This window comes from Flavobacterium sp. GW821-FHT11G01 (assembly GCF_058808175.1).
In genome coordinates this window covers 102,489-123,664 of sequence record NZ_JBXARK010000009.1, presented here as the reverse complement: position 1 = coordinate 123,664, position 21,176 = coordinate 102,489, and the positions used below count along the sequence as shown (strand labels likewise).

Below are 21,176 nucleotides of genomic sequence, written 5' to 3'. Positions count from 1 at the left end.
TTTAAATATTCCGACTTTCAACATTCAAATCAATAAGAGATGAAAGTAACCATAGACGGTCAAAGTATAGACGTAGAGCCAGGAACAACGATCCTGCAGGCTGCACGTATGATTGGTGGAGATTTGGTACCGCCAGCCATGTGCTATTACTCAAAATTAAAAGGCAGCGGCGGAAAATGTCGTTGTTGTTTAGTTGAAGTTTCTAAAGGTAGTGAAGCTGACCCAAGACCAATGCCAAAATTAATGGCATCTTGTGTAACAGGATGTATGGACGGAATGGAAGTAAACAGTAAATCTTCTGACAGAGTAACGGAAGCCCGTAAATCTGTAACAGAATTTTTATTAATCAATCACCCGCTTGATTGCCCGGTTTGTGATCAGGCTGGAGAATGTGATCTTCAAAATTTAAGTTTCGAACACGGAAATCCAAAATCACGTTTTATTGAAGAAAAAAGAACATTTGAGCCAGAAGATATTGGGCCAAATATTCAACTACATATGAACCGTTGTATTTTATGTCAAAGATGTGTGCAAGTTGCAGATCAATTAACAGACAACAGAGTTCACGGAGTATTAGATCGTGGAGATCACGCTAATATTTCAACAGGAATTTCTAAAGCAATCGACAATGAGTTTTCTGGAAACATGATCGACGTTTGCCCGGTTGGAGCTTTAACAGACAAAACTTTCCGTTTCAAATCAAGAGTTTGGTTCAACAAACCTTACAATGCACACAGAGAATGTACAACTCCGGGATGTTGTGGAAAAACTACAGTTTGGATGTTTGGTGGAGAAATTCAGCGTGTAACTGGTCGTAAAGACGAGTATCATGAAGTAGAAGAATTCATCTGTAACTCTTGTCGTTTTGACCACAAAAACGTTAATGACTGGGTTATTGAAGGACCAAGAGAATTTGAAAAAGATTCTGTTATCAACCAAAATAACTACACTCAAAAATTAGAGAAAGTAGAAATCGATACCGAAAAAACTATCCTTATGGGTAGAGATATTGACCGTAAAAAAATTAGTATGGCTGAAATTCCATTAAACACTAACAACAAAATTTCTTAATGATGGTAGATGGTACGTTTATTATAGAGAAAAGTGTTGTAATTGTTGTGGTTTTTGCTATCACAATGATCATGGCGATGTATTCTACCTGGGCTGAACGTAAAGTTGCGGCTTTTCTTCAGGATCGTGTAGGACCAAACCGCGCCGGATGGGGAGGTTTATTACAACCACTTGCTGATGGTATGAAATTATTCTCGAAAGAAGAATTTGAACCAAACACACCTAATAAATTTTTATTCGTTGTTGGTCCGGCAATTGCCATGAGTACAGCTTTGATGACGAGTGCTGTTATTCCGTGGGGAGACAGATTGCATGTTTTTGGACGTGATGTTCTTTTACAGGCAACAGATGTAAATATTGCTTTATTGTATGTATTTGGAGTAATTTCTGTTGGAGTTTACGGAATCATGATTGGTGGATGGGCATCAAACAATAAATTCTCATTGATGGGAGCTGTTCGTGCGGCTTCACAAATGGTTTCTTATGAAGTTGCCATGGGATTATCTATGATTGCATTATTGATGATGACAGGAACTTTAAGCTTAAAAGAAATTTCTGAGCAACAAGCAGGAATGAACTGGAATGTTTTTTATCAGCCATTATCTTTTCTGATTTTCCTGATTTGTGCTTTCGCAGAAACAAACAGAACGCCTTTCGATTTAGCAGAATGTGAATCGGAGTTGATTGGTGGATACCATACTGAATATTCATCGATGAAAATGGGATTCTATTTATTTGCTGAATATGCTAATATGTTTATCTCTGCGACTATTATATCTGTATTATTCTTTGGAGGATATAATTATCCGGGAATGCAATGGATGGTAGAAAATGTAGGTGTAAATACAGCTAATGTTTTAGGAATCGTGGTATTGTTTGCCAAAATATGTTTCTTCATATTCTTTTATATGTGGGTACGTTGGACAATTCCGAGATTCAGATATGACCAGTTAATGAACTTAGGATGGAAAATTTTAATTCCGCTTTCGATCATTAATATCATGATTACAGGAGTTGTAATTTTAAGACATGATATCGCAGCATACTTAGGATTTTAATACCTGAGTACCCTAGCCCTGATAGAAGCGGCATCCTTTTATGGTCTCGCCTTTTAGCGAGATAAAAAGATATAGCGAATAGCAGGATTAAGCTTCAAATTAAAAAATAAAATAGATTTTGAATTTGATTTAACTATCAAATTGTGAATCGTAAATCATACATTAGAAAATGTCAATAGAAACTATATCATTATCGGGTAGAAAAAAGATGGTCTCGAACAAAGAGATGACTTTTTGGGAACGATTGTATCTTGTGGCGATTGTGAAAGGATTGCTTATTACACTAAAGCACCTTTTCAGAAAAAAAGTAACCATTCATTATCCGGAACAAGTACGTGAAATGAGTCCGGTTTATCGTGGTCAACACCAGTTGAAACGCGACGAACAAGGCCGTGAGAACTGTACTGCCTGCGGTTTATGTGCTTTGTCTTGCCCTGCAGAAGCAATCACGATGAAAGCTGCCGAGCGTAAAGCCGATGAAAAACATTTATACAGAGAAGAAAAATATGCTGAAATATATGAGATCAACATGTTACGTTGTATTTTCTGTGGTCTTTGCGAAGAAGCTTGCCCGAAAGATGCCATCTATTTGACAACTTCAAAAGTTTTGGTTCCTTCTAGTTATGAAAGAGAAGATTTTATTTTTGGAAAAGACAGATTAGTGATGCCTCTTGATGTGGCGATCAAAAATGCTCAACTTAATAATGCTAACTAAATGATACATATTCCTGATTTTGCACACGCAACAACTGTACAAATTATATTTTGTTTCTTAGCGTTTATTACGGTAATTACCGCATTTTTGACCATTTTTAGTAGAAATCCAATTCATAGTGCTATCTATTTAGTAATTTGTTTCTTTTCGATTGCTGGTCATTATTTATTATTAAACTCTCAATTTTTGGCTATCGTCCATATAATAGTCTACTCGGGAGCGATTATGATTTTATTCCTGTTTACGATTATGTTAATGAATCTAAACGAACGTCATCAGGTTCACAGGCCTAGAATTACACGTTTGGGTGCTATTGTTTCTTTCTGTTTGATTGTTATCGTATTAATTGCAATTTTCATTAATTCTAAACCAATTGTTGGAGCATACGATTCAACCGGAGAAGATTTCCAATCTATTAAAGTTTTGGGTAAAATATTATTGAACGAATATATGGTTCCGTTTGAATTTGCTTCGATTTTGCTTTTAGTAGCGATGATTGGAACGGTATTATTGTCTAAAAAAGAAAAATTAAATAAATAATGGGTAATATATTAAATCAAATAGGTATTGAAAACTACATCTTTTTAAGTGTTGTACTTTTTTGTATTGGTGTTTTTGGTGTATTGTACAGACGAAATGCTATTATCGTTTTCATGTCTATCGAAATCATGTTGAATGCAGTTAACCTTTTATTTGTTGCTTTTTCAACGTATCATCAAGATGCACAAGGACAAGTTTTTGTGTTCTTTTCGATGGCAGTTGCTGCAGCAGAAGTTGCGGTAGGATTGGCCATTTTGGTTTCTATTTTTAGAAATTTAGGCTCAATTAGTATCGATAATTTAAAAAATTTAAAAGGATAAATGGAAATGGATACCAATTTAGCTTTAGTCTTAGTTTTATCTCCTTTTTTAGGATTTTTAATCAATGTTTTTTTCGGGAAAAGCTTAGGAAAAACAGTTTCGGGAATTATCGGAACAGTTGCCGTAGCAGTTTCTTTTGTAGTTACACTTATACTTTTTAATCAAATTACTTCAACTGGAAAAGCCATTCAGGTCACTTTATTTGACTGGATCCAGATCAGTAATCTTCATATTAATCTAGGATTTTTATTAGATCAATTATCAGTTCTATGGTTGCTTTTTGTAACCGGAATTGGATCTTTGATTCACTTATATTCTATCAGTTATATGCACGATGATGAGAATATGCATAAGTTTTTTGCGTATTTAAATCTGTTTGTATTCTTCATGATTACACTCGTAATTGGAAGTAACTTATTAGTATTATTTATTGGCTGGGAAGGCGTTGGACTTTGTTCGTACTTATTAATTGGATTTTGGCATAAAAACCAGGATTACAATGATGCTGCGAAAAAAGCTTTCATCATGAACAGAATTGGAGATTTAGGTTTATTAATCGGAATGTTCATTCTTGGTGCAATGTTCTCAACTTTAGATTATGCAACTTTAAAAACGACAATTGCCGGAGCAACAAACCTAAATTTACCTTTACTTTCATTAGCAGCTTTATGCTTGTTCATTGGGGCTTGTGGTAAATCAGCACAAATTCCATTATACACCTGGTTACCTGATGCGATGGCTGGACCGACTCCAGTTTCTGCATTGATTCACGCGGCGACAATGGTTACTGCAGGTATCTTCATGGTAACGAGATTAAACTTTGTTTTTGATTTAGCACCAGACGTTCAGACCGTAATAGCTATTGTTGGAGCTGTAACTTCATTAGTTGCTGCAACAATTGGTTTGGTTCAAACTGATATTAAAAAAGTATTAGCCTACTCTACCGTTTCTCAATTAGGATTAATGTTTTTAGCCTTAGGATTTGGCGCTTATGAAGTAGCTGTTTTTCACGTAATCACACACGCTTTCTTTAAAGCTTGTTTATTCTTAGGTTCAGGATCTGTTATTCACGGATTGCATGGAGAACAAGATATGCGTAAAATGGGTGGTTTGCGTAAAGCAATGCCAATCACTTTCTGGACCATGTTAATTTCTTCATTAGCGATTTCAGGTGTTCCTTTGTTTTCAGGTTTCTTCTCTAAAGATGAAATCTTAATGACAGCTTTCCACCATAGTATTCCACTATATGTTATAGGATCTATTGCTTCTATCATGACAGCATTTTATATGTTCAGATTGATGTTCCTTACTTTCTTTAAAGATTTTAGAGGAACTGAAGAGCAAAAACATCATTTACATGAAAGTGACGGATTAATTACTTTCCCATTAATGATTTTGGCCATTTTAGCAACTTTTGGAGGTCTTATTAGTCTTCCTGGAAACAGTTGGTTAAATGAATATATGGCTCCACTTTTCACAAAAGTGGCTGGAGAAGAACATCATTTAGGCACAACAGAATATACCTTAATGGGAGTTGCTGTTTTAGGTGGATTGATCGGTATCTTAATTGCTTATATCAAATATTTCAAACAAGACAATGTTCCTGAAGCTGACGAAAATATTACTGGTGTAGCCAAAGTTTTATACAACAAATATTATGTAGATGAACTTTACGATGCAATATTTGTACGCTCTATAAACGGATTATCAAGATTCTTTAGAGACTATGTTGAAACTAGTTTATCTGCAGTTGTTTTCGGATTAGGCAAAGTGACTAATGAACTTGCTTTTCAAGGTAAAAAATTACAAAACGGAAGTATCGGATTATATCTGTTTGCATTTGTTTTGGGTCTTTGTGCCATTATTTCCTATATATTTTTAGCTCAATAATTTTATAACTATGAACGTTTCTCTTATATTAATTATTCTTTTAATTGGTGCATTTGTTACTTATTTTGTTGGTGATAAACTAGCATCAAAAGTAGCTTTGTTCTTTAGTTTGGCAGCTTTGGGCTGTTCGGTTGTATTGTTAAATCATTTTTGTGCTGGTGAAAACATCAGTGTAATTAATGCCTGGATTACACAACCTAAAATTTCATTTGCGCTAAATGCTGATGGATTGGCAATTGCTATGCTTTTATTAACGGTAGCTTTAACGCCAATTATTATATTCTCCTCTTTTGGAAATGAATATAAAAATGCAAAAGGTTTTTATGCTTTAATTTTATTTATGGCATTTGCTATGACAGGAACTTTCCTGGCTGCAGACGGTCTTTTATATTATATTTTCTGGGAATTGGCTTTAATTCCGATTTACTTTATTGCGCTTATTTGGGGTAATGGAGATGCTGAAGAACGCAGAAAAGCAGTGGTTAAATTCTTTATTTACACACTTGCCGGTTCATTGTTCATGTTAGTTGCTCTCATTTACTTATACCAAAAAGCTGGAAGTTTCCTAATCGAGGATTTATACAAACTAGATTTATCTGCTGATGAGCAATTATGGATATTCTTAGCTTTCTTTTTAGCTTACGCAATCAAAATTCCAATTATTCCTTTCCACACCTGGCAGGCTAATGTTTACCAAAAAGCGCCAACAGTTGGAACTATGCTTTTATCTGGTATCATGTTAAAGATGGGATTATACAGTGTTATTCGTTGGCAGTTGCCAATTGCACCTCTTGCTGCAAAAGAATACATGAATATTTTCATCGCTTTAGGAATTGCTGGTGTAATCTACGGATCAATAGTTGCTTTGAGACAAAAAGATTTAAAGAAATTATTGGCTTATTCTTCTCTTGCTCACGTTGGATTAATTGCTGCAGGAACTTACACTTTAACGGTTGATGGTTTACGTGGAGCAGTTCTGCAAATGATCGCTCACGGTTTTGTTGTCGTTGGATTATTTTATGCTGCGGAAATTATTTATAGAAGATTCGAAACGAGAAATATTGCAGAAATGGGTGGTATTCGTACGCAATCGCCAAAATTCACTTCTATGTTTTTAATTTTGGTTTTAGCTTCTGTAGCTTTGCCAAGTACTTTTAACTTCGTTGGAGAATTTACGGTTTTGTATAGCCTTTCACAAATCAATATTTGGTTCGCTGTTTTAGGTGGAACAACTATTATTTTAGGAGCTTACTATATGCTTAAGATGTTTCAAAATGTAATGTTGGGAGAAACAAATTCTAAAACTTTTGCAGATGTATCTGTTAATGAAGGAATTTCATTAGTCGTTATTATTGCCGTTTTAATTTTCTTCGGATTTTATCCAAAACCAATTACAGATTTGATTACACCAAGTTTAGAGACGATTTTGGACGTTATCAATAAAAATTAATATTTTAAATAAAAATAAATTAGGACATCTGCAGTTTTGGATTTCCTAAATCAAAAAAGCAAAAATGAATACATTAATAGCTATAACAGGATTGGGTATTTTCTGCCTATTATTTGAAATTCTTAATTTAAGAAAAGCCATTGTTCCAATTACCATTCTTGGTTTATTGGGCGTTTTGGCCCTTAATTTTTCTGAATTTGGATCAACAGAAAGTTACTACAATAATATGATCACAGTTAGTAAATTCTCTACTGCGTTCTCATCATTGTTTATCATCCTGACCATTTTCTTAGTGGCCTTAAGTCACAATTTCTACGAAAATCATCCAACCAAAATTTCAGATTTTGTTGCAATCAAAATATTTTTATTAGCTGGAGGAGTTGCAATGGTTTCTTTTGGAAATTTAGCTATGTTCTTCTTAGGAATTGAAATTTTATCAATTGCTTTATACGTACTTGCTGCAAGTGAGCGTTTGAATTTGAAAAGTAACGAAGCTGGTATGAAATACTTTTTGATGGGATCTTTCGCATCTGGAATTATCTTATTTGGTATATGTTTAATTTACGGTGCAATGGGAAGTTTTGATGTTGTTGAAATCAGCGAAAGCTCTTTATCTGCCGAATTACCAATCTGGTTCCCTATCGGAATGATATTAATGACTATTGGAATGTTGTTTAAAGTGGCGGCTGTTCCATTTCACTTTTGGGCTCCGGATGTTTATGAAGGTTCTCCAGCATTGACAACTGCGTTAATGAGTACTTTGGCAAAAGTTGTGGCAATTGCAACACTTTATAAATTAATTTCAGCTTTGAATTTAATTCCATCACTTGAAAATCAGGATTTATTAGGAACTTTTGAAAACATTGTAGTTATCATTTCTATTGCTTCTATGACTGTTGGAAATATAATGGCATTGCGTCAGGTAAATGTAAAACGTATGTTGGCATTTTCAGGAATCTCACATGCAGGTTTTATGTTAATGACTTTATTGACAATTGCAACTTCAGCAGGAGTATTACTATATTATACAGCAGCTTATGCATTAGCAGGAATCGCTGCATTCAGTGTTATTTTATATGTTTGTAAAAATCAGGATAACGAAGATATTACCAACTTTCATGGTTTAGGAAAAACGAATCCGCTATTGGCTGCAATCCTGACTGGTTCATTATTATCGATGGCTGGTATCCCGATTTTCTCTGGATTTTTTGCTAAGTTATTCTTATTTAACCAAACGATTGAAGCAGGTTATATCGCTTTAGTAATTGTAGCAGTTATCAACTCAATTATTAGTGTTGGCTATTATTTCAAACTAATTTTAGCAATGTACTCTAAAGAACCTAATCAGGAACGTACTGGAAAACCATTTCTTATTTATGCTGTTGCAATCGTTTCAATCGTATTAAATATTGTTTTAGGTTTGTTTCCATCTTTAGTTTTAGATTTATTGAACTAGAAATTTCATCAAAATAAAGATAAGTCCATCAAGAGTTTTTTTGATGGATTTTTTATTTTAATGCCTTTTTAAATCAAAGAAAATTTCATGTTAAAAATTTTACAGAAATAATTGCACTTCAAAAAAACTCCATATATTTGAGTACAATTAAATGTATTAGAACTATGAACTTCAATTCAAAAAATCCATTTTTAAGCGACAAGCGTTTTTCATCCAATGCTGTTTCAAAAGCTGAAGAAGTACACGAAGCAAAGATTATTGATTACAATCAGGAAATGACTTTGTCAGGTACTATCAATAAAACAGCTATTTTGTTTTTAATCTTAACGGCTGCAGCTATGGTAACATGGTGGATGGCATTTAACGGAATGAATCCAATTTTACCTGCTTTTGGAGGTGCAATCATTGGTTTAATTCTAGTTGTAATATCTTCTTTCAAACCTCAGGCTTCTCCTTATTTAGCTCCTGGTTATGCCTTGTTCGAAGGTTTATTTATTGGAGGAATCTCTGCAATTTTTGAAATTAGATATCCCGGAATTGTTGTCAACGCTGTTAGTGCAACCTTAGTAACCTTCTTGGTATGCTTAGGCTTGTATAAATTTAAAATTGTGAAAGTTACAGAACAATTCAAGTCTGTTGTTATTGCAGCAACTTTGGCTATCGCAACTTATTACTTAATTTCCTGGGGCGTTTCCTTATTCACAAGTTGGACTCCGGTTCACTATGGAAACGGAATGATGAGTATCGGAATTAGTGTTTTTGTAATCATCATTGCGGCTTTGAATCTTTTTTTAGATTTCGATCAAATTGAAAAAGGAGTTGAACAAAAAATGCCAAAATTCATGGAATGGTATGGCGCTATGGGGTTAATAATTACCTTAGTTTGGTTATATATCGAATTTTTAAGATTATTATCTAAATTATCAAGTAAAGACTAAAATTACTTCAACATATTTAAAAAGCCTTTTTGAGTTTCAAAAAGGCTTTTTTTATGTCTTAAATTTTAAAAAAATCATTTCTTACATAAAATTTCTCAGCTCTAAATTACGAAAAGTAATTTTTTTCTTTCAAAAATTATTTTAAGATAATTCCCTTGTTTTAAGCCAAAAACACTTCTCTAAAAGTAAAATTTCTTACATAATACTTTTAAAAAATTCAGTAAAATTAATACTTCACAAGGTTTTATTTTTGTATGTAATAAGTTACAATTAATGCAATTAATTACATAATTATTATTCTATAAGTGTATTTTTTAAATAATATGTTTTTTTACTCTAAAATAAATACGAATTAATAAAAAACTTTTATTTTTGTGTAATCGATTACAATTAAATATTGCTATTTGATAAATAAAAACCACTTTATTAACTATTAACCACTTAAACCAAACCATTATGAAAAAAAACCTACTTTTTTTAGCCGTCTTTTTTATAACTGTCCAAATTTGGGCACAACAAATTAACGAAGCTTCTGGCTGGCTCGAATCAGCTTTTGTAAAATGGCAGCCCGTGAGCGGTGCCCAAACTTACAATGTCTACTACACGGGGCAAGGTGTGACAGACAAAAAAATAGACGATCAGCTTATCCGTAGTTATGGAAGTTATTTTCGAGCTGATATTCCGGGACTACAAGCCGGAACATACACTATAAAAGTAAAACCTGTAATTTCTGGTGTTGAAGGAACCGGAACAACAACAAGTAATTTGACTGTCTCAGCTCAGGATCGTAATGGCTTTGCTTTTGCAGGCGGTCGCGTTCCCGGAGGATACAAAATTGACGGAACTCCAAAAGACAACGCGGTAATACTCTACATTACTCAAAACACCAAAAACACCATTTCGATGAACATCACTGGTGCAAGTTCAAACCCATGCATTGGTTTACAAAACATTTTGTATGCTATTAAAAAAGGACAAGATACTCGTCCGTTTATCATCCGTTTAATTGGAAATATTACTGATATGACTGTTATGGAAGGCGGAGATGTTGTAATTGAAAATTCAAATAATGCTTCGAGTTACCTAACTATCGAAGGAGTTGGAACTGATGCTGTTGCTAATGGCTGGGGTGTTCGCCTTAAATCGGCTTCTAACATTGAAGTTAGTAATCTTGGATTTATGAACTGTAACAGTACAGCTGGAGACAATGTTGGAATGCAGCAAGATAACGACCACATCTGGGTTCATAACTGTGATTTATTTTATGGAAATGCAGGAAGTGATGCGGATCAAATAAAAGGTGATGGTGCTTTAGATAACAAAACATCGACATATATTACATTATCTTACAATCACTTTTGGGATAACGGAAAAGCAAGTCTTTTAGGATTAAGTGAAGGAACCACCAGCGGTTTATATATAACGTATCACCATAACTGGTTCGATCACTCTGATTCGCGTCATCCACGTGTGCGTTATTATTCTGCACACATCTATAACAACTATTTTGATGGTGTTTCTAAATATGGTTCAGGTTCAACATTAGGTTCTTCTTTATTTGTTGAAGGGAATTATTTTAGAAATAGTAAACATCCAATGTTAACTTCTTTACAAGGAACTGACATTTGGGACGAAACGAATCAGGTAAATAATGCGGGAACTATGGGAACTTTCTCAGGAGAAGCCGGAGGATCAATCAAAGCGTTCAATAATACTTTTGATGCATCAAACGGAACAAACAATATGCGTTTTGTTGCTTACAATGACCCAAATCCTCTTTACAACATCTCGGGAAAAATTAGCTCAACAACTGACTTTGATGCTTATGTTGCCACAACAAGAGGTGAAACTGTAAGTAGCGCAGTTAAGTCAAAATCTGGAGCAAATACCTATAATAATTTCGATACTGATGCTGCATTATACGTTAAAAACTTAGTTGTAGACCAACCAGCTACGGCTAAAACAAAAACTACCCAATATGCCGGTCGTGTTTCCGGTGGAGATTTAAAATGGACTTTTGACAATAGTGTAGATGACACGTCTTCACTTGTAATTACAGCACTTAAGTCTGCATTAACCAATTATACCGGAACTTTAGTGGCTGTACAGGGAGAAGGAAATCCTCCGGCAAGTTCTCAAACCTTAACTTCTACAAGTAATAATAATCAAACCGTAACAAGCGGAACAGCCATTGCAACAATTGTATTTACCTGGGGAGGAAGTGCAACAGATGCAACTGTAACAGGGTTACCGGCTTCAGGAATTAGTTTTGTAAAAAATACTACGGCTAAAACCATCACAATTACGGGAACTCCAACTGCTACATTATCTTATTCTATTGCTACAACTGGCACAGGAACTCCCGCGACAGGATCTGGAATAATTACGGTTAATCCTGCAGGAACTCAAACTTTAACATCAACTGGTAACAATAACCAAACAGTTACCAGCGGTACTGCAATAGGTACAATTGTTTTCACTTGGGGAGGAACCGCAACAGACGCAACTGTTACCGGATTACCAGCTTCAGGAATTAGTTTTATAAAAAATACTACGGCTAAAACAATTACGATTACCGGAACTCCAACAGCAACTTTGTCATACTCAATTGCGACTACAGGAACAGGAACACCTGCAACAGGGTCTGGAACGATTACAATGACAACCGGAACACCAGGTGGTGATCAAAATCATAACTTTACAACTTCAGGAAAAACCAGTTCATTTTATACTATTACAGGAAATATGAATTCAACTCCAGGATCTGTAACTTATGCAGGATTAACATTGACAGCACGCTTAAAAATTGAATCGAGTACTTCAATTACTTATACCTCTACAAGTGCATCGACATTAACTTTAGTTTTTGATTCTAATTTTACAGGAACAATTAAAGTTAACAACGTTTCTTATACGGCATCTGCCGGAATCGTTACCGCTTCAATTCCTGCAGGCTCAAATACTATAACTAAAGGATCTGTTGCAAACTTGTTCTACATCGGCACGCATTATACAGGCGGTACAGCACGTATGGCACAACCAACTGAAGTAGCTCCAGAACCTGAAGCTTCAAAAATAATTTTATACCCAAATCCAGTTGCTGATGTTTTATATCTATCAAAATCAACTCAAACAGTAGAAAAAGTTTTGATTTATAATATGTCTGGAACATTAGTTAGTAGTGCTGGAAAAGATGCTGAAAGTATAGATTTAAGCAATCTGATTGCAGGAACTTATTTGGTAAAAGTTTACACAAATGATGGTTCATTCAATCAAACTATACTTAAAAAATAATTTTAAGACAATTTTAAAAAAATAAAAGGCTTCCAAATTTGGAAGCCTTTTTTAATGTTTAAGAGTACATTAATTACCATTCTGCGTGTGGAAGTTTTTCTAAAATTGCATCTGGATTAGCATTTTCAAATAGAATTTCCTGTTCCAATTTAAACTTTTTAATTTGATGTTCACTTGGCCAATTATCATGCAATGTATTCGTAACTTCATGATCAACTTCACCAGAAACAAGATCATAAGCACTCGTCACATGAGAGCCGGCTCCTGAATGAAAAGTTTCTATTCTAACCAAAACTAATTTATCATTTACATATTTATATACCGCTTCTCTCGATCCAACAGGTCCCATTCCATTAAGCATAATATGTAATGCTTTATCCTCATCTATAGAAATTTCTCCCGTATCATAAAACGGGGTCCCATCTTCTAAATATTCCGGACTTACTGCTTCCCATGAAAGTTCCTCTAACTTATAACCTCCTGTTGCTTGTTGTAAAAGAACCAATGTTGCACGGGAATCGGTATTATTGTTTTCATTCTGCAAAACAATTACAATATCTTTAAGATCGTCGTCATTTAAAAAACCCTCTGCACGCATTGTTATCTTGCAAGATTCCAGAACAAAATCTTCTGCATTTTTTCCCGTTGTTGGGAATTTTAGTTCTTTTAAAGCTATTATTTCAGGTTCACTTTCGTATTCTTCGTCAAAAATTTTCTGATTCAAAGTGTCTTTATTTGAAACTACTGCAGCTTTTACATCTGACTTTTTATTACAACTTATGATAGAAATTGCAGCTAACAACAAAAATATTTTACATTTCATTTATTGGGAATTTTAACCAAACTTAAATAAAATACACCAAAATCAAGCATAAAAAACCGCTTTTCAAAATAAATTAAAAAGCGGTTTTTATTAGTATAAATTTTGTTTTACAAATCAAATTTAATTCCTTGTGCCAAAGGTAAACTTGTAGTATAATTGATCGTATTCGTTTGACGACGCATGTAAATTTTCCAGGCATCAGAACCTGATTCTCTACCGCCTCCGGTTTCTTTTTCTCCACCAAAAGCACCGCCAATTTCAGCTCCGGAAGTTCCGATATTTACATTTGCAATTCCACAATCAGAACCAACCACAGACAAAAATCTTTCTGCTTCTCGTAAATTATTGGTCATAATTGCTGATGATAATCCTTGTGCAACTCCATTTTGAACTTCGATTGCATTCTCAACTTCACCAGTATATTTAATCAAATATAAAACCGGAGCAAATGTTTCGTGTTGTACAATAGCAAATGAATTTTCAGCTTCAGCAATAGCAGGTTTTACATAACAACCACTTTCGTAACCTTCACCTGAAAGTACTCCCCCTTCAACTAAAATTTTTCCGCCTTCAGCAACAACTTTGTTTAAAGCGATCGCATACATTTCAACTGCGTGCGTATCAATTAGTGGTCCGACATGGTTGTTTTCGTCAAGCGGATTTCCAATTCGCAATTGTTTATAAGCAGCCACTAAAGCATCTTTAACTTTATCGTAAATACTTTCGTGAATAATCAATCGGCGTGTTGATGTACAACGCTGTCCTGCAGTTCCAACAGCCCCAAAAACAGCTCCAATAACGGTCATTTTAATATCAGCATCCGGAGTTACGATAATCGCATTATTTCCTCCCAATTCTAATAATGATTTTCCCAAACGTCCTGCTACGGCTTGTGCAACAATTTTTCCCATTCGGGTTGAACCTGTTGCAGAAATTAATGGTATACGAGTATCCTTAGTCATTAATTCGCCTATTTTGTAATCCCCATTAATCAAACATGAAATTCCTTCCGGAAGATTGTTTTCTTTGATAACCTGAGCAATAATATTTTGACATGCAATTCCGCATAAAGGTGTTTTTTCAGAAGGTTTCCAAACGCAAACATCACCGGAAATCCATGCTAAAGCCGTATTCCAGGACCAAACTGCTACTGGAAAATTGAATGCCGAAATAATTCCGACAACTCCCAATGAATGATATTGTTCATACATACGGTGTCCGGGTCTTTCAGAATGCATTGTTAATCCATGTAACTGGCGTGATAATCCAACAGCAAAATCGCAGATATCGATCATTTCCTGAACCTCTCCATAACCTTCCTGTAATGATTTACCCATTTCATAAGAAACCAATTTACCCAGAGCATCTTTATTCTGACGTAATTTTTCTCCAAACTGACGTACAATTTCACCACGTTGTGGAGCAGGAATCAAACGAAAGGTTTTAAATGCTTCCGTTGCTGAACGCATTACTTTTTCATAATCTTCTTGTGTTGACATTTTTACTGAAGCAATCAATTTTCCGTCAACTGGTGAAAAACTATCTAAAATTTCTCCTGATGAAAAACTTTGTATACCTGTTGATGTTCCGTCATTTATCAATTTGATGCCCAATTTATCCAGAGCTTCATTCATTCCAAATTGTGATGCTATTGTTGTCATTGTAACTTTTTTAGTTAAAATTGTTATATTTTTTAGTAAAGATATTATTTCGAGACGAATTTCAATGAAATTGTATCGTTAAAATCAAAGTAAATTTAGGATTAATAAATGTGTATTTCTGAAATGCCGACTAATTTATTCGGTTTAATTCATGAAATTTGCAATAACAAAATTATACAAACATGTCCATTTTCAACCGATTCTTAATTTGTTTTCTTCTAATTACAGCGACTGTTTTTTCTCAAAAAGAACAAAAAGCTTCCTTTCAGGTTGTTCCTTTGGGAGTTAAAGGCGGTATTGATGAAAAAAATCTATCAGCTTATTTAGTAGCCCCAATCAATACGAATGATTTCATTAGTTTAGATGCAGGAACTATAAATGCCGGAATTGAAAAAGCCATTGTAAATAAAGTCTTTAAAGTTTCAACGAGTGAAGTTTTGAGAAAATATATAAAAGGTTATTTCATTTCGCATGCCCATTTGGATCATGTATCTGGCTTGATTATTAACTCTCCAGCCGATTCATCTAAGACTGTGTATGCCACAAATAAATGTATGGAAATGATGGAAAACCATTATTTTAATGACCAAACCTGGGCCAATTTTGGAGATAAAGGGCCTGGTAATCCATTGAAAAAATATCATTTTCAAACTTTAAATATTAATGAAGAAACTCCTGTGACTAATACTACAATGACAGTTAAAGCTTTTCCGTTAAGCCATGTCAATCCTTTTGAGAGTACTGCTTTTTTAATTAAAAATGGAGATTCCTGCGTTTTATATTTAGGAGATACCGGACCTGATGCTGTTGAAAAAAGTAACGATTTGAAAGAGCTATGGGCAGCAATTGCACCGCTTATAAAAAACAAACAATTAAAAGGAATTTTTATTGAGGTATCATTCCCAAACGAACAGCCAGACCAATTTTTATTTGGGCATTTGACTCCAAATTATTTAATGAAAGAACTTCATGTTTTAGAAGACGCAGCCGGAAAAGGAACTTTAAAAGGTTTTAAAATTATTGTTACACATTTAAAACCACCAACTAAAAACATTATAAAGCTAAAAGAGCAGCTTAAAAATCAGAATGATTTAGGAGTGCAAATTATTTACCCTGAGCAAGGGAAAAGATTTGAATTGTAAATCTTTTTGCCATAGATTATTTAGATTAAAAAGATTTTTCTTTTGAAAATAATTGCCCTAGCCCTGATGGGGAGGAAAATCCTTTTGTGCGGGGGTTCCGCACAAAAGATTTGGAAGGACAGCAGGAAATAGCTCCTTAAAATTATTATTATTAAACTTTTATAATTACTTCTTCGCCACAAACCTCGGATCAGATTCCATTACAGTTCCGCAATTGTCACAGGTTCTTAAATCTTCAGAATTATAGAAGTGTTCGAAATGAGGCAAGAAATCTTTTTCGATATTGTGCAATTCAAAATACACTTCATATAATTTATGGTTGCAATTATCACAATGCCAAAGCAAGCCGTCAGTATATCCTTTTCCTGCGCGTTTGCGTTCGATTACTAATCCAATTGAACCAGCAGAACGAACCGGAGAATGTGGAATTTTAGCAGGATGCAGGTACATATCACCCGCATTTAATTCCATTTCTTTGCGTTCACCATCTTCCTGAATTACAACTTTTATGCTTCCTTCAAGCTGATAAAAAAGCTCTTCGGTTTCGTTATAATGATAATCTTTACGGGCATTTGGACCCGCCACAATCATTACAATATAATCACCGGAATCAACGTAGAGATTTTTATTTCCAACTGGTGGTTTTAATAAATGACGATTTTCGTCGATCCATTTTGTAAGATTGAAAGGTTTTGCTATTGCCATTTTTTTGAAGTACTGAATTTATATTTAGCTAAGTTAGTGAAAAGTTTTCAGTCGCAGTCGCAGTTTTCAGGTCAAAACTGTAACTCAATTCTTTTCTTTTATCAAATAAATATAAACTGGAAAGTGATCGCTAAAACCAACTTCGGTTTGACTATGACGAAGCGGATATCCTTTATATTGACCCGAAGTCTGAACCAAAAAAGGTCTATTAAAAATACCCGCTTTCCAAAATGTAAAAGTGGAATAATCAGATTTTATAACGGACTCCGTCATCATAATTTGGTCGAAAATATCCCATGAATCGCGAAAAGCAATTGTTCCCATTCCGTGGTTTGCCATTTCCTCAAACGGATTAAAAATACCAAATTCAGGAACTTCCGCCTTTTTTGATTTTGCTCCTAAGGCTATTTTTACACTTTTATTAAATGGACTATCATTTAAATCTCCCATTGTAAAAACTTTAGCATTTGGGTTAATACGCTGCAATGAATCGACAATTTTACGATTTAATGTTCCTGCTGCTTCACGAAACTGACTCGAAGCTTTTTCTCCGCCCGATCTTGACGGCCAGTGATTCACAATAATACTTATTTCCTCACCTTCTAAAAATCCGGTTATTAAAAGCTGATCTCTGGTAAAAACACGATTATTATCTTTTGTTGTTTCTACTTTATCTTCGAGTTCATCATCATGTTCCCTCTTCTTTTCTTCCTTTATTATGTCCTTATTTTTATAAATTAATAATGGAATATTAAAAAATGAGGTTGGTTTGAAATATTTCTTCTGATACAATAAAGCCACATCAATTCCGCGTTTGTCTGGTGAATCAAAGTGAATGATTCCATAATCAAAAGCAACAAGCTTAGGTTCTTTAATTAAATCTTCTAAAACAGTGCGATTCTCAACTTCAGAACCACCAATAATTGTTGGTGCATTTGGGTTTTCAGGAGTGCCAATTTCTGATATTACTCTGGCAAGATTTTTTAATTTTTGATGGTACTTTTCTTCTGTCCAATGCTGTGCTCCTGTTGGCGTCCATTCGTCATCATTAGTATTTATATCATTATTGGTATCAAATAAATTTTCAAAATTATAAAATGCGATGGTGTGAATAATATATTTTTTGGATTGCGCCTGAAGCGAAAATGACAATAGAATGATCAGATATAATCGGAATTTAATATTCTGCATAAATTAATATTTTTTAGAATTCAATATTATAAAAAATAATTAATTTGTAAGAAAAATCAAATAAAATATTTTTCTTATTTATTTGTATATCCTAAAATCTCTTGTAACTTGCTTACTTAATTTACTGTTTTCAAAAATGAAAAAATTGCTTTTTGCACTTGTATTCTCTTTATTTTTCCAAATTTCTCATTCGCAAAAAAATAGTTCGTTTGCTGATAGCATTAGAGTAAAATATAACATTCCGGAATTGGCTTATGCTGTAGTTTCATCTGATTCTATTTTAGAAATTCAGTCTTTAGGATATCAGCGAATTAACACCAATTTTAAAGCCAATTTATCTGATAAATTTCGTTTGGGATCGATAACAAAAACCATTACAAGTTATTTAGCTACTGTTTTGGTTAAAGAAGGAAAAATTAAGTGGGATACTAATTTTTTTGATTTGTATCCCGAATTGAAAGCAAAAAGTAATCCCGCCACTTATGATTTTACTTTACAGGATTTTATCACTTTTAGAGCTAAAATTAATACCTGGTCATACGGCAATGACACACCAACACAAAATGAAATTAAAGGAAATAATCAGCAACAGCGTTATGAATTTATTGCCTGGTTTTTACAACAAAATCCTTCCACCGAAAAACAAGATGTTTATTGGTCTAATCCAAGTTATGTTGCCGCGGGACTTATGCTTGAAAAAGCAACCGGAAAGACTTATGAAAATTTAGTGAAAGATTTAGGCAAAAGCTTACATATAGATTTTGATTTTGGTCAGCCGAATTTAAAAGACATTCAGCAGCCTTGGGGTCATGATGAAAATTTAAAACCCGAAGAACCATCTCTAAATTACAAACTAAATTGGCTTTCGTCTGCAGGAAATATAAATGTTAGTTTGCCAGATTATTGTAAGTTCATCCAAATGCAACTTCAAGGTTTAAATGGAAAATCTAAAATATTAACTGCAAAAGAATTTAATATAATGCATTATGGTTTTCCTGAATTTTCTTTTGGATGGAATTCAGAAATTAACGAAAAAAGTAAATTGAGATATTCTTTTCACAATGGAAATCCCGGAACTTTTTTGACCAAAGTGTATCTTTGTAAAAATATCAACAAGGCATTTATAATTTTTGCAAACGTTCAGGCTGAGGAAGCAGACAAAGGATTAATGCTGTTATTAGAAGAATTGCAAAACAAATATGGAGGTTGATAAAACTCAAAACCGATTTAAAAAATAATTTATAATTTTAAGCAAACAAAAAAATATGAACACAAACAACATCCGTTACTTAAAAAAACACTTCACCAGCTGTAAACTCATATTTCTTATTTTTGCTTTTCAATCATTCACCTGTCAATCACAACAAAACATGATCACACCACCTTATTTACAAAAAGGAGATACTATAGCCATTTTATCAACTGCCCGAAAAAATATCGATGATAATCTTAAACCAACTATTGATTTATTACACAGTTGGGGATTAGAAGCTGTTATTGGAAGTACAATTGGACTTGATGTTAACCAGTTAGCCGGAACAGATGAACAGCGTGCTGCTGATTTTCAGAAACAAATGGACAATCCGAATATTAAGGCGATTTGGTGTGTACGTGGTGGCTACGGAACTGTTAGAATGGTCGATTTACTAGATTTTACCAAGTTTAAAAAGCATCCAAAATGGGTAATTGGCTTTAGTGATGTGACTGTTTTACACAATCACTTAAATACAATGGGCTATAAATCAATTCACGGTACTATGCCGGTAAGTGTTGCCCGTAATACTCCAGAAGCCATCAGTTCTTTAAAAGCGAGTTTATTTGGTGAGCCATTATCATATACTGTTGGCCCAGATCCGATGAATCGTTTTGGAAAGGCAACTGGCGAATTAGTAGGAGGAAATTTATCTATTTTATACAGTTTGTTAGGTTCACAATCAGCTATAGATTGCAAGGATAAGATTCTGTTTATAGAAGATTTAGATGAATATCTTTATCATATTGATCGAATGATGATGAACCTGAAACGCAATGGCTGTATTGAAAATCTAAAAGGAATTGTCATTGGAGCCATGACCAGCATGAAAGATAATGAAGTTCCGTGGGGAAAAAATGCTTTGGAAATTATTGATGATGTAACCAAAAAATACAATATTCCGGTAATTTTTAATTTTCCGGCAGGACATATCAGAGATAATAGAGCTTTAATCATGGGAAATACGGCTACAATTGACGTTAATGCGTCTGGCAGTACACTTACTTTTAAAAAGTAACATTATGTAAAGCCGGGAACATTTCGCCTAAGCTTTAAATACCACACATAAAAATCAGGCAAAGACGCAAAGTCGCAAAGTTTTAATTTAATCCTTTGCGACTTTGCGTCTTTGCGTGCAATTTTCAATTCAATAAAATAAGTTATAAATATTTCCATTAGGTAAAAACTCATAACTAATAATTCATAACTAGTAAAAACATGGCTGAACACAATGAACTCGGAAAAAAGGGAGAAGAACTTGCAGTGAAATATCTTGAGGAAGATGGGTATGAAATATTAGATCGAAACTGGACTTTTCAGAAAGCTGAAATTGATATTATTGCACAAAAAGACAACTATTTGGCCATCGTCGAAGTTAAGACAAGATCGAGTTTAGATTTTGGAGATCCGCAGGATTTTGTGAAACCAAAAAAAATTCAATTACTCATAAAAGCAGTAAATGCCTACATAAACGATAGGGAAATGGATTTTGAAGACACAATTGAAATTCGTTTTGACATCATTGCGATCCATAAAGACGGCGAAACATTTGCAATTGAACATCTTACCGATGCATTTTATCATTTTTAACATAAATTTTTATTGTTATAATTGTAACAAATTGTTTTTTTATTTATATTTGCAAAGATTTTTAACATCACTATTAAACT

General features: G+C 33.8%; 18 protein-coding genes. 14 read left to right on the top strand and 4 right to left on the bottom strand.

Annotation, left to right across the window (positions count from 1 at the left end; all coding sequences use genetic code 11):
- Positions 1-39 precede the first annotated feature (39 nt).
- From AC1RRN_RS16515 to AC1RRN_RS16470, 10 genes are all read left to right on the top strand, one after another.
- Positions 40-1,071 (top strand): NADH-quinone oxidoreductase subunit G, encoded by a 1,032-nt coding sequence (locus AC1RRN_RS16515; protein ID WP_026982595.1) that lies wholly within the window; start codon positions 40-42, stop codon positions 1,069-1,071.
- Positions 1,071-2,129, top strand: a complete 1,059-nt coding sequence (nuoH, locus tag AC1RRN_RS16510; RefSeq protein WP_492968351.1) for an NADH-quinone oxidoreductase subunit NuoH — start codon at positions 1,071-1,073, stop codon at positions 2,127-2,129. The genes AC1RRN_RS16515 and nuoH overlap by 1 nt, the downstream gene beginning before the upstream one ends.
- 169 nt (positions 2,130-2,298) lie before the next feature.
- Complete coding sequence (locus tag AC1RRN_RS16505; protein WP_492968350.1) at positions 2,299-2,844, top strand: NuoI/complex I 23 kDa subunit family protein; 546 nt, start codon at positions 2,299-2,301, stop codon at positions 2,842-2,844.
- Positions 2,845-3,384 carry an NADH-quinone oxidoreductase subunit J family protein gene (locus tag AC1RRN_RS16500; protein ID WP_492968349.1) on the top strand — a complete coding sequence of 180 codons (540 nt, stop codon included), beginning with the start codon at positions 2,845-2,847 and terminating at the stop codon, positions 3,382-3,384.
- Positions 3,384-3,704 (top strand): NADH-quinone oxidoreductase subunit NuoK, encoded by a 321-nt coding sequence (nuoK, locus tag AC1RRN_RS16495; protein WP_026982591.1) that lies wholly within the window; start codon positions 3,384-3,386, stop codon positions 3,702-3,704. The genes AC1RRN_RS16500 and nuoK overlap by 1 nt, the downstream gene beginning before the upstream one ends.
- A 6-nt stretch (positions 3,705-3,710) precedes the next feature.
- Complete coding sequence (gene nuoL, locus AC1RRN_RS16490) at positions 3,711-5,594, top strand: NADH-quinone oxidoreductase subunit L (protein WP_492968348.1); 1,884 nt, start codon at positions 3,711-3,713, stop codon at positions 5,592-5,594.
- A 10-nt stretch (positions 5,595-5,604) separates the two neighbouring features.
- Positions 5,605-7,044, top strand: coding sequence for a complex I subunit 4 family protein (locus AC1RRN_RS16485; protein ID WP_492968347.1), 1,440 nt, complete (start codon positions 5,605-5,607; stop codon positions 7,042-7,044).
- Between the two features lie 64 nt (positions 7,045-7,108).
- Complete coding sequence (locus AC1RRN_RS16480) at positions 7,109-8,500, top strand: NADH-quinone oxidoreductase subunit N (RefSeq protein ID WP_492968346.1); 1,392 nt, start codon at positions 7,109-7,111, stop codon at positions 8,498-8,500.
- 164 nt (positions 8,501-8,664) lie between these two features.
- The gene (locus tag AC1RRN_RS16475) at positions 8,665-9,438 is read left to right on the top strand and encodes a Bax inhibitor-1/YccA family protein (protein WP_492968345.1); all 774 of its coding nucleotides are present in this window, start codon (positions 8,665-8,667) and stop codon (positions 9,436-9,438) included.
- A gap of 456 nt (positions 9,439-9,894) precedes the next feature.
- Positions 9,895-12,732, top strand: coding sequence for a pectate lyase family protein (locus AC1RRN_RS16470; protein ID WP_492968344.1), 2,838 nt, complete (start codon positions 9,895-9,897; stop codon positions 12,730-12,732).
- 73 nt (positions 12,733-12,805) lie between these two features.
- On the opposite strand, the gene AC1RRN_RS16465 is transcribed toward AC1RRN_RS16470, so the two are convergent.
- Both AC1RRN_RS16465 and amaB read right to left on the bottom strand, forming a co-directional pair.
- Complete coding sequence (locus AC1RRN_RS16465) at positions 12,806-13,555, bottom strand: hypothetical protein (protein WP_492968343.1); 750 nt, start codon at positions 13,553-13,555, stop codon at positions 12,806-12,808.
- 107 nt (positions 13,556-13,662) lie between these two features.
- Positions 13,663-15,216, bottom strand: coding sequence for an L-piperidine-6-carboxylate dehydrogenase (amaB, locus tag AC1RRN_RS16460; RefSeq protein WP_492968342.1), 1,554 nt, complete (start codon positions 15,214-15,216; stop codon positions 13,663-13,665).
- Between the two features lie 182 nt (positions 15,217-15,398).
- Here amaB and AC1RRN_RS16455 point away from each other — a divergent pair, with 182 nt between their 5' ends.
- A complete protein-coding gene (locus tag AC1RRN_RS16455) occupies positions 15,399-16,358 on the top strand; it encodes an MBL fold metallo-hydrolase (RefSeq protein WP_492968341.1) in 960 nt (319 codons plus the stop codon).
- Positions 16,359-16,523: 165 nt separating this feature from the next.
- Here AC1RRN_RS16455 and AC1RRN_RS16450 read toward each other — a convergent pair whose 3' ends face one another.
- Both AC1RRN_RS16450 and AC1RRN_RS16445 read right to left on the bottom strand, forming a co-directional pair.
- Positions 16,524-17,063 (bottom strand): 3-hydroxyanthranilate 3,4-dioxygenase, encoded by a 540-nt coding sequence (locus AC1RRN_RS16450; RefSeq protein WP_492968340.1) that lies wholly within the window; start codon positions 17,061-17,063, stop codon positions 16,524-16,526.
- A gap of 84 nt (positions 17,064-17,147) precedes the next feature.
- Entirely contained in the window at positions 17,148-18,254 is a 1,107-nt protein-coding gene (locus tag AC1RRN_RS16445) for an endonuclease/exonuclease/phosphatase family protein (RefSeq protein WP_492968339.1), read from the bottom strand.
- A gap of 136 nt (positions 18,255-18,390) precedes the next feature.
- Here AC1RRN_RS16445 and AC1RRN_RS16440 point away from each other — a divergent pair, with 136 nt between their 5' ends.
- The 3 genes from AC1RRN_RS16440 to AC1RRN_RS16430 all read left to right on the top strand — a co-directional run bounded on the left by AC1RRN_RS16440 (position 18,391) and on the right by AC1RRN_RS16430 (position 21,096).
- Positions 18,391-19,464, top strand: a complete 1,074-nt coding sequence (locus AC1RRN_RS16440; RefSeq protein ID WP_492968338.1) for a serine hydrolase domain-containing protein — start codon at positions 18,391-18,393, stop codon at positions 19,462-19,464.
- Between the two features lie 160 nt (positions 19,465-19,624).
- Entirely contained in the window at positions 19,625-20,524 is a 900-nt protein-coding gene (locus AC1RRN_RS16435) for a S66 peptidase family protein (protein WP_492968337.1), read from the top strand.
- A 200-nt stretch (positions 20,525-20,724) separates the two neighbouring features.
- Positions 20,725-21,096, top strand: coding sequence for a YraN family protein (locus AC1RRN_RS16430; protein WP_492968336.1), 372 nt, complete (start codon positions 20,725-20,727; stop codon positions 21,094-21,096).
- Positions 21,097-21,176: the final 80 nt, after the last annotated feature.

Coding starts and splice junctions, on each gene's coding strand:
- AC1RRN_RS16515 (WP_026982595.1), top strand. CDS start 40: ATGAAAGTAACCATAGACGGTCAAAGTATAGACGTAGAGCCAGGAACA.
- nuoH (WP_492968351.1), top strand. CDS start 1,071: ATGATGGTAGATGGTACGTTTATTATAGAGAAAAGTGTTGTAATTGTT.
- AC1RRN_RS16505 (WP_492968350.1), top strand. CDS start 2,299: ATGTCAATAGAAACTATATCATTATCGGGTAGAAAAAAGATGGTCTCG.
- AC1RRN_RS16500 (WP_492968349.1), top strand. CDS start 2,845: ATGATACATATTCCTGATTTTGCACACGCAACAACTGTACAAATTATA.
- nuoK (WP_026982591.1), top strand. CDS start 3,384: ATGGGTAATATATTAAATCAAATAGGTATTGAAAACTACATCTTTTTA.
- nuoL (WP_492968348.1), top strand. CDS start 3,711: ATGGATACCAATTTAGCTTTAGTCTTAGTTTTATCTCCTTTTTTAGGA.
- AC1RRN_RS16485 (WP_492968347.1), top strand. CDS start 5,605: ATGAACGTTTCTCTTATATTAATTATTCTTTTAATTGGTGCATTTGTT.
- AC1RRN_RS16480 (WP_492968346.1), top strand. CDS start 7,109: ATGAATACATTAATAGCTATAACAGGATTGGGTATTTTCTGCCTATTA.
- AC1RRN_RS16475 (WP_492968345.1), top strand. CDS start 8,665: ATGAACTTCAATTCAAAAAATCCATTTTTAAGCGACAAGCGTTTTTCA.
- AC1RRN_RS16470 (WP_492968344.1), top strand. CDS start 9,895: ATGAAAAAAAACCTACTTTTTTTAGCCGTCTTTTTTATAACTGTCCAA.
- AC1RRN_RS16465 (WP_492968343.1), bottom strand. CDS start 13,555: ATGAAATGTAAAATATTTTTGTTGTTAGCTGCAATTTCTATCATAAGT.
- amaB (WP_492968342.1), bottom strand. CDS start 15,216: ATGACAACAATAGCATCACAATTTGGAATGAATGAAGCTCTGGATAAA.
- AC1RRN_RS16455 (WP_492968341.1), top strand. CDS start 15,399: ATGTCCATTTTCAACCGATTCTTAATTTGTTTTCTTCTAATTACAGCG.
- AC1RRN_RS16450 (WP_492968340.1), bottom strand. CDS start 17,063: ATGGCAATAGCAAAACCTTTCAATCTTACAAAATGGATCGACGAAAAT.
- AC1RRN_RS16445 (WP_492968339.1), bottom strand. CDS start 18,254: ATGCAGAATATTAAATTCCGATTATATCTGATCATTCTATTGTCATTT.
- AC1RRN_RS16440 (WP_492968338.1), top strand. CDS start 18,391: ATGAAAAAATTGCTTTTTGCACTTGTATTCTCTTTATTTTTCCAAATT.
- AC1RRN_RS16435 (WP_492968337.1), top strand. CDS start 19,625: ATGATCACACCACCTTATTTACAAAAAGGAGATACTATAGCCATTTTA.
- AC1RRN_RS16430 (WP_492968336.1), top strand. CDS start 20,725: ATGGCTGAACACAATGAACTCGGAAAAAAGGGAGAAGAACTTGCAGTG.